General features: G+C 44.7%; 8 protein-coding genes. 5 read left to right on the top strand and 3 right to left on the bottom strand.

The window, feature by feature from the left end; translation table 11 throughout:
• Positions 1–82: 82 nt before the first annotated feature.
• From AC29Z1_RS10945 to AC29Z1_RS10935, 3 genes are all read right to left on the bottom strand, one after another.
• Positions 83–1549 (bottom strand): DASS family sodium-coupled anion symporter, encoded by a 1467-nt coding sequence (locus AC29Z1_RS10945; RefSeq protein WP_488271495.1) that lies wholly within the window; start codon positions 1547–1549, stop codon positions 83–85.
• 264 nt (positions 1550–1813) lie between these two features.
• Positions 1814–3031, bottom strand: a complete 1218-nt coding sequence (locus AC29Z1_RS10940; RefSeq protein ID WP_488271494.1) for a DUF401 family protein — start codon at positions 3029–3031, stop codon at positions 1814–1816.
• Between the two features lie 216 nt (positions 3032–3247).
• Positions 3248–3640: a helix-turn-helix domain-containing protein gene (locus tag AC29Z1_RS10935; protein ID WP_488271493.1), complete on the bottom strand. Its 393-nt coding sequence runs from the start codon at positions 3638–3640 to the stop codon at positions 3248–3250.
• Between the two features lie 134 nt (positions 3641–3774).
• Between AC29Z1_RS10935 and AC29Z1_RS10930 the strand changes: the two genes are divergently transcribed.
• The 5 genes from AC29Z1_RS10930 to AC29Z1_RS10910 form a co-directional block, all read left to right on the top strand.
• Positions 3775–4497, top strand: coding sequence for a two-component system sensor histidine kinase NtrB (locus tag AC29Z1_RS10930; RefSeq protein WP_488271492.1), 723 nt, complete (start codon positions 3775–3777; stop codon positions 4495–4497).
• 86 nt (positions 4498–4583) lie between these two features.
• A complete protein-coding gene (locus AC29Z1_RS10925) occupies positions 4584–5306 on the top strand; it encodes an MBL fold metallo-hydrolase (RefSeq protein WP_488271491.1) in 723 nt (240 codons plus the stop codon).
• Positions 5307–5338: 32 nt separating this feature from the next.
• The gene (locus AC29Z1_RS10920; RefSeq protein WP_488271490.1) at positions 5339–5704 is read left to right on the top strand and encodes a VOC family protein; all 366 of its coding nucleotides are present in this window, start codon (positions 5339–5341) and stop codon (positions 5702–5704) included.
• A gap of 293 nt (positions 5705–5997) precedes the next feature.
• On the top strand, positions 5998–6330 hold the full coding sequence (locus tag AC29Z1_RS10915; RefSeq protein ID WP_488271496.1) for an ArsR/SmtB family transcription factor: 333 nt from the start codon (positions 5998–6000) through the stop codon (positions 6328–6330).
• A 3-nt stretch (positions 6331–6333) separates the two neighbouring features.
• A partial coding sequence (locus AC29Z1_RS10910) for a P-type ATPase actuator domain-containing protein (RefSeq protein ID WP_488271489.1) occupies positions 6334–7236 on the top strand: 903 nt, incomplete at its 3' end.

Here is a 7236-nt window from a genome sequence, read left to right as displayed (position 1 = left end):
AAAGAGGCGTGTCACAAGACGTTTTTTCCATAAACGTTTTGCGACACGCCCTTATTTTTTGCTAGAACAGATCGTACTGGAGTTAAACCAAGCCAAGCCACTTCCAATACGTTGCACCAAGCAGCAGAATTAGGGCATAGGCAATAATGGTCAACGGAATACCGGTTCTGATAAAGTCCCTGACTTCAAAAGTTTCGGTTCCATAGGCTATCATATTTTGGGGTGCGTTAACCGGTAAAATGAAGCCGAAGCTGACAACATACTGAAGAATCATGGTCATGCCGATAATGTTGATGCCGGGGGTTTTGACACTTTGGAGAATGGAGATAACGATAGGAATCATAGCTGCCGCCAAAGCCGTTGCGCTGGCAAACCCGAGGTGGATAATAATTAAAAAGGCTGCCAGTACCGCCAGAATAATCAAGGCAGGCATTGTTTGAATACCGACGGCGTTCACAATGACTTGGGCTAACCAGGATGCTGCCTTAGTGGACAGCAGTGCTGAGCCAAGACTGATACCCACTCCGAAAAGGATGATGGTACCCCAGTTAATTCGCGGCGATGCATCGTTCCAGGTCATAACACCAATTCCGGGTAGCAGCATAATGGCAATGGCTACAATGGTAGTTGTTGAAGTGTCAAAATCGTGCAGGACTTTTTCAGTGGCCCACAGGAATAAGAGAATGCAGGAGATAAACAATAGTTTTTTTTCTTTTGTGGTCATTGGCCCCATTTCAGCAAGCAGGCGTTTGACTGCTTCGTCACCGCCAGCAATTTCCTCGGTTTCAGGCGGCATAAGTTTCATGAGGACATAGTACAGTGCAACTGACATAATTGCCGAGAAAGGAGCGGCGGCAGTAAACCAGTCAATCCAGGAAATATCCACCCCTAACTGGGATTTAATAAACCCGACGGCAATCATATTCTGAGCGGCTGCGGTCTTAATACCCACATTCCATAAACTGTCAGCCTGAGCCGTAGCAATCATCATTACAGCAGCAAAACTGCTCTTTTTGTTAACCCCGAAGGCAGCGATGATACCCATAACAATGGGAACCATGCAGGAAACTCTGGCGGTTGTGCTAGGGACAAAGAAGCTGAGAATAAAGCCGACAAGGATAACACCGATTAATACCCGATTGGTTTTTGCACCAATTTTGGATAATACAAATAACGCAATACGCTTGTCTAGTCCGGTTTTGGTCATAGCGACTGCCAAGAATAGGGCGCCAGCTACGAGGGCAAAGGCTGTATTGCTGAACCCCCCTAAGGCCATGGTGAGCGCCTTGCTTGTTCCGGCGATAACCTTCGGGTTGGCAACATCTGGGGCTAGTCCTACAAGCACGGCCATTAATCCCATAATAACTGCCGCACTTACCGGGTAAGATATTGCATCAGACATCCAGACAATAACAGAAAACATCAAAATGGCCAGCATTCTGTGGCCTGCAACTGGCAATCCTTCCGGTGTGGGAAGCAGCAAGAGGACGAGCAACACAAGAAATCCTAGCACCAAACCATAACGTTTAAAGAAAGAATCTGTTTGCATGTATCGATCTCCTTTGTCATGTAGTTGGAAACAAAGTATTCTAACGATTAATCTGTTATTTAGCTTAACCGGAAGGGACATTCGGGATTCTTCTGGATTGAGACACCAATAAAAAAACTACCAAACTTGTTAGATCAAGTCTGGTAGTTGTTGTGGCACATTTCATTAAGCAAGTATTCGCAATTGGGGTATTTATAGTGATATACTTATGGTTGACCCATTACCAAGGAACGTGAAAGCATGTTTTAGCAAGTTAACTAGCTCTTAGAATAACGTGAGGTACAAATATGCGGCCGCAAGCACCACTATTTCTAACATGGCAATTGGGCGCAGCGTTTTTAGAAAGTCGGCCTTGAAATAATCTAGTGTTACTAATAAGCAGAGATGAGCCGGAGAAAGCATTTGTCCGGCAGTGCCGGCAGCAAAGCAAGCCATAACCATGTTAACATCGCCGGGAGCAAGCGCCAGAAGAAACGGAAAGGTAATAACGATAAACCCTTGGGCCGTACCTGTTAACAGACCAGCGGTGAAGGCAATTATGCTAATGACAGCGACAGCAGGTACATTCAGACTGTCAAGCAGTACTGCAACTTCCTGGACAACGCCACTTTGGCCTAAAATCTTTTGAAAAAATAAAATAGCAGCAATACCCCACAACAGCTTGCCATCAAGAGCATGGCGTAACATGGCGCGGACATTTGGCAGACGCTGATGCAGAATAAATACCATGGCGGCAACTACAAGCCCCATGGAAAGGGAAGCAGGTAGTTTCAGAACCACAATTAGCAAAAAGTTAGCAACAATAGGGCCTGCTGCCAACGCGATATAGTGATAATTAGCACTCGCTGAACTGACAGTAGCAGCCGCTGGTCGTGCAGTGATGTCATATCGGTTTTTAAGTGGTGTAATAAACAGCAACCAGCCGATGAGCAGCGTGAAAACTGTCAGCCAGATCATATTGGAGATAAGCGTACTGAGTGGTAGACCGGAAAGCTGACTTGCCAGCAGCATACTGGTAAGGATAGGATTACTAAACTCCCAGACGTGGCGGAACCAGTAGTTAATAGCGGTCTTAGTTTCACCGCTCAGCTTGTAAGGCTTAGCAGCATTTTCTACCAAGGGAGCAGAAAATATCGCTCCTCCCAGTGAGGGCAGGAAGCCGAGAAAGGCAGGCATCAGAGCAAGCAAGATTCGGTCACTGCGCAGCAGCTTGCGGGAGGCTTCCATAAGACCGTCAATAATTCCTCCTGTCCGTAATTGGTATTCAAGACACATGACAAAGTACAAGGCCAAGAGAATTTCCCAGGTGTTATAACTGGTGATCGTGGTAGATAGTGCAGTGACTAGGTGCTCTGGCGTCAGACCGGACAGAAAAAATAAAACGCCAGAGCCGGCGAGCATGGCGTTGCCCATTTTTACTTTACGGTTGAGCAGGAAAACGATGAGTGACAGGGTGAGAAAAATCTTTAGTACGGCAAACATGGCTGACAACTCCTACATAAGTTCAAAAATGTTTGAATCCTAGTTTTGCTAAGGTCTATATGTTTTATATTAGTTCTGATTGGCCTACATTTCAAGCAGTATTTTTGTTCATGTACAGCCATGCAAAGAATTTAACCTCCAGGTAGGCGAGGCATAGCCTATTGAAGCAAGGGATATTCAAACCTGATATTGGCTATGAATATCCCTTGTTGCACGTTATTTGCAGTTATTATTTTTTTGTGAAGCAATTAGTTTGGCATGCATTTCTAGCAGTTGAATGACCAAATCTGGGTCAAAGCCATAGGTTTGGGCAGTTTCGATGACTTTTCCCCATGCTTTATCAGTAACTGGTACATGGTAGTCGCTGTTAGCTTCATGAAAGTAGGTGGGGATTGATGTCGTAGGATGCTTTTCCGGTGTACGACCGACAAGCCAGTCGATGCTTACCTGAAAATAATCGGCTATTTGGCAGAGGGTTGTAATATCCGGTTCACGGCGGTTGATTTCCCAAGAAGCCAGTGTCGACCGTTCTACTCCAAGGATGGCAGCTAATTCTTCCTGGGTTAATTTGTTTCTTAGTTGTTTAATTCTTTCTCCAAGGATTCCCATATGCTCCCCCCTTATTGTTTACAATAACGTGCTATGATTGGTAATTCAATTAATATGTCAAAAAGACACATAATAAAGGATTTTTTTTATTTTATGGCGAAATAGTGTCATAAAGACACTAAAAGGGGGGCGGGATGATGTGCAAAAAAGTATTTGGGGCAAATAGAATGTATTATTCAGCAGATAGCGATGCGGTTAAAGCTTCCCAGCGGGAATTAATTGATCGGATTGCTGTAGGGCTGGCACATGAGATAAGAAATCCGCTGACTGTTATCAAGGGTTATTTGCAGTTGCAGGAAAAGAAGTCAGCAACAGGTATGGGTGATTCTTTGCTGGCCATTTATCGGGAATTGCAGCGGATTGAGGTATTGATAACCAATATTGTATCATTAGCACAAAGTAAAACCATTACCAAGACTCCAGAAAACCTTAGCCTCATACTGAGAAGGATTTATCCGGCAATCAAGTGTGCGGCTAGCACGCGAGGTATTATAACTGAACTGGTACTGGATGATAATTTGCCGCTGATAGCCTTGAATTCGGCTGAGATAGAACAATTGATATTGCACTTAGCGTGTAATGGTATCGAGGCCATGCAGGATAAAGGCCGGTTGACCATCGGCGTCCTGCGTACAGCAGAAAATGTAATGTTATATGTGCAAGATGAGGGTGAGGGTATTGCTCCAGAACAAATGGAACAGATTTTCGAACCATTTTATACGACCAAAGCCGGTAACACTGGGCTGGGACTGGCAATTAGCCTTAGTATTGTGGAAAGACACCAAGGAATCATTGAAATCGTATCAACACCGGGAGTAGGCAGCGTATTTAAAATTTCGTTTCCGATTTTGGCGTAGTAGCCGCTTGTCCATATTACTAGATTGCGGCCTGAAAGGGTATATGGTAACATAGAACAAATACATAATAACATAAGGGGGATGAAATGAGGTATTTAGTGTCACCGCTGACTGACGGAGCTTATGTTATCGCTATTGAAGATAATGTTAGTTGGCCTGTTATGTCATATACTAATATGTATGTGTTAAAACGGGATGATCAAACGATTTTAATTGATGCCGGTGCCAAGGCCTACCAGGCAGTTATGGCTGTCGCGCTTGCTGAAATTGGGGTGACGCCAGAGATGGTCACCCATATACTGCTGACTCATGGCCATCACGACCATGTCGAGGGTGCCGCGATGTTTAAGAATGCAAGAAAGTTTATACATAATGCAGATTTCTCGATGATTGCTTCGCCGCTGGCAGCCGAAATCACCCAATTTACACCGCACACAAAGGAATACACCTTTACTGCTGAGGGCGTAACCGATCTGGAAATGGTGCTGGTTAATACGCATTCATTAGGTTCAGTGGCTATTTTTGACAACATTTCTAAAGCTTTGTTTGTTGGTGATTTTTTCTGCTATTTTGGTGAAGATTTGCCAGAAGGCCAGTTGGTTACCAACAGCGAAGCGATTAAGCGGGGATCTTGTCAGTATGTGGCCGGACAGGCGGCAACTGGCGGGCCGGAATTTACTAAGTTTATGCAGGGGATTGGCAGATTGCTGGGTTATAGCCCGGAATTTTTCTGCACCGGGCATGGTGTTGTACTGCGAGACAATATTCAGGAGTTTTTACAGGATATGTGGAAAAGTGGAACAAAATAACATAATTTGTCCATATAAAGGAGAGATGATTCATGAATTTTACATTTGCTCACAATAATATTAATGTACTAGATCTCGAAAAGAGTCTAGCTTTCTACCAAGAGGCTCTGCAGCTTACCGAAACACGGCGAATTGAAAAACCTGGGTTTACCCTGGTTTATTTGGGTGACGGCAAAACACCGCACAAACTGGAACTTACCTGGATTAAAGACCGGAAAGAGCCGTATAATTTGGGCGAAAACGAATTTCACTTGGCTTTTACCACCAGTGATTTCGAGAAAGCGTATGAACACCACAAGGCTATGGGTTGCATTTGCTATGAAAATAAGGAGATGGGCATCTATTTTATTGTTGATCCTGACGGCTATTGGTTGGAGATTCTGCCTGAAAGATTTTAGGAAAGAGCCGGCTGAAACGGTAGTTGTCGCAATGGGTTTAAGCATCTACACGTAATAGTAGATAAGTGTGCCAAGAAGGTAAACGAGTTGCTGAGTAGGTCACCTAAACACAAAATTATGTTAGCAATAACGTATCCATAAAGGAAATTGGGCATTTATTGTTCAACCTTTATGGATTTTTTCTTGACTTTTGCAACAAACAGGAATATAATAACATATGAACATATAATCATATATCAAGAGGTTGATGGGCTATGAAACCGGTGGAAAAGGATATGTGTGAAGACTGTTGTATGCATCCGCAAACTGTATGTCTGGCCAAAGCGGCTATGCTGGAGGAAGATACGGTGCAGGATTTGGCGGATATGTTTAAGATATTGGGTGACCCGACGAGGATTAAAATACTGCATGCATTAACCAGAGGAGAAATGTGTGTATGTGATATTGCCGAGACACTTGGAATGAATCAATCGGCAGTATCCCATCAATTGCGCACTCTGCGCAGCGCAAGATTAGTGAAGTTCCGTAAAGAAGGCAAAGAAGCCAGGTATTCCCTGGATGATGATCATGTTATTTCTTTACTGTGTCAGGGCTTAGAGCATATTTTGCATGATGATAGGAGGTAAAAAATGCAAAAGCAGGAAGCAACACATGGTGGCTGTGGTTGCTGTAGTGGTGAGGTTGCCGCAGCGGCCAGCACGGTAGCTGTCGCAGGTGACGCTGGCCGAGGAATCAGCGGACCATGGCGAAAATCTGTTTTTCATTTAGCCGGTTTGGATTGTGCTGATTGCGCGGCACATTTGGAAAAACGCGTGGCTTCGCTCGCAGGAGTGCGTTCAGTGCGGATAAACTTTGGTGCCGCTAAAATGACGGTGGAACATACCCTTAACTATAACGATATTATTGCGTGTGTGCAGCAGGCTGGTTATCAAGCCTTCAATGGTAACGCAAGTAAACTTGCCAGTGAAATGCAGGTCTGGTGGCAAAAGCCAAGGATGCTGGCAACTTTAGTTTCAGGACTTTTTTTAGCTATTGCTATAATTTTGGATTGGAATAGGGTTGGTGAACAGGCCGTCAATGTCTGTTATGCCCTTGCCATGCTTGTGGGTGGTTATCATGTTGCCAAAAGCGGTATAACCGGACTTAAGAGCCTGACATTTGACACCAATTTGTTGATGCTAATTGCTGTAATTGGTGCGATAGGTATTGGTGAGTGGAGTGAAGGGGCGACAGTAGTGTTTCTGTTTTCGCTTGGCAATGCTCTGCAGGCATACACACTAGATAAAACCCGCAATTCTATCCGGGCGCTGATGGAACTTGCACCGCGGGAAGCACTGGTCAGACGTGATGGTAAAGAAATACGTCTGCCAGTAGAGGAAATTGCTGTCGGCGATGTGGTGCTTGTTAGGCCTGGTGAACGTATTGCCATGGACGGTATTGTCAAAAGCGGCGTATCGTCGGTTAACCAGTCGGCCATTACCGGTGAATCCATACCGGTGGCAAAACAGGCTGGTGACAGTGTGTATGCTGGC

The organism is Sporomusa sp., from assembly GCF_057736855.1.
This window is presented reverse-complemented; position numbering and strand designations above follow the sequence as displayed.

Coding starts and splice junctions, on each gene's coding strand:
- AC29Z1_RS10915 (WP_488271496.1), top strand. CDS start 5,998: ATGCATCCGCAAACTGTATGTCTGGCCAAAGCGGCTATGCTGGAGGAA.
- AC29Z1_RS10925 (WP_488271491.1), top strand. CDS start 4,584: ATGAGGTATTTAGTGTCACCGCTGACTGACGGAGCTTATGTTATCGCT.
- AC29Z1_RS10930 (WP_488271492.1), top strand. CDS start 3,775: ATGATGTGCAAAAAAGTATTTGGGGCAAATAGAATGTATTATTCAGCA.
- AC29Z1_RS10920 (WP_488271490.1), top strand. CDS start 5,339: ATGAATTTTACATTTGCTCACAATAATATTAATGTACTAGATCTCGAA.
- AC29Z1_RS10940 (WP_488271494.1), bottom strand. CDS start 3,031: ATGTTTGCCGTACTAAAGATTTTTCTCACCCTGTCACTCATCGTTTTC.
- AC29Z1_RS10935 (WP_488271493.1), bottom strand. CDS start 3,640: ATGGGAATCCTTGGAGAAAGAATTAAACAACTAAGAAACAAATTAACC.
- AC29Z1_RS10945 (WP_488271495.1), bottom strand. CDS start 1,549: ATGCAAACAGATTCTTTCTTTAAACGTTATGGTTTGGTGCTAGGATTT.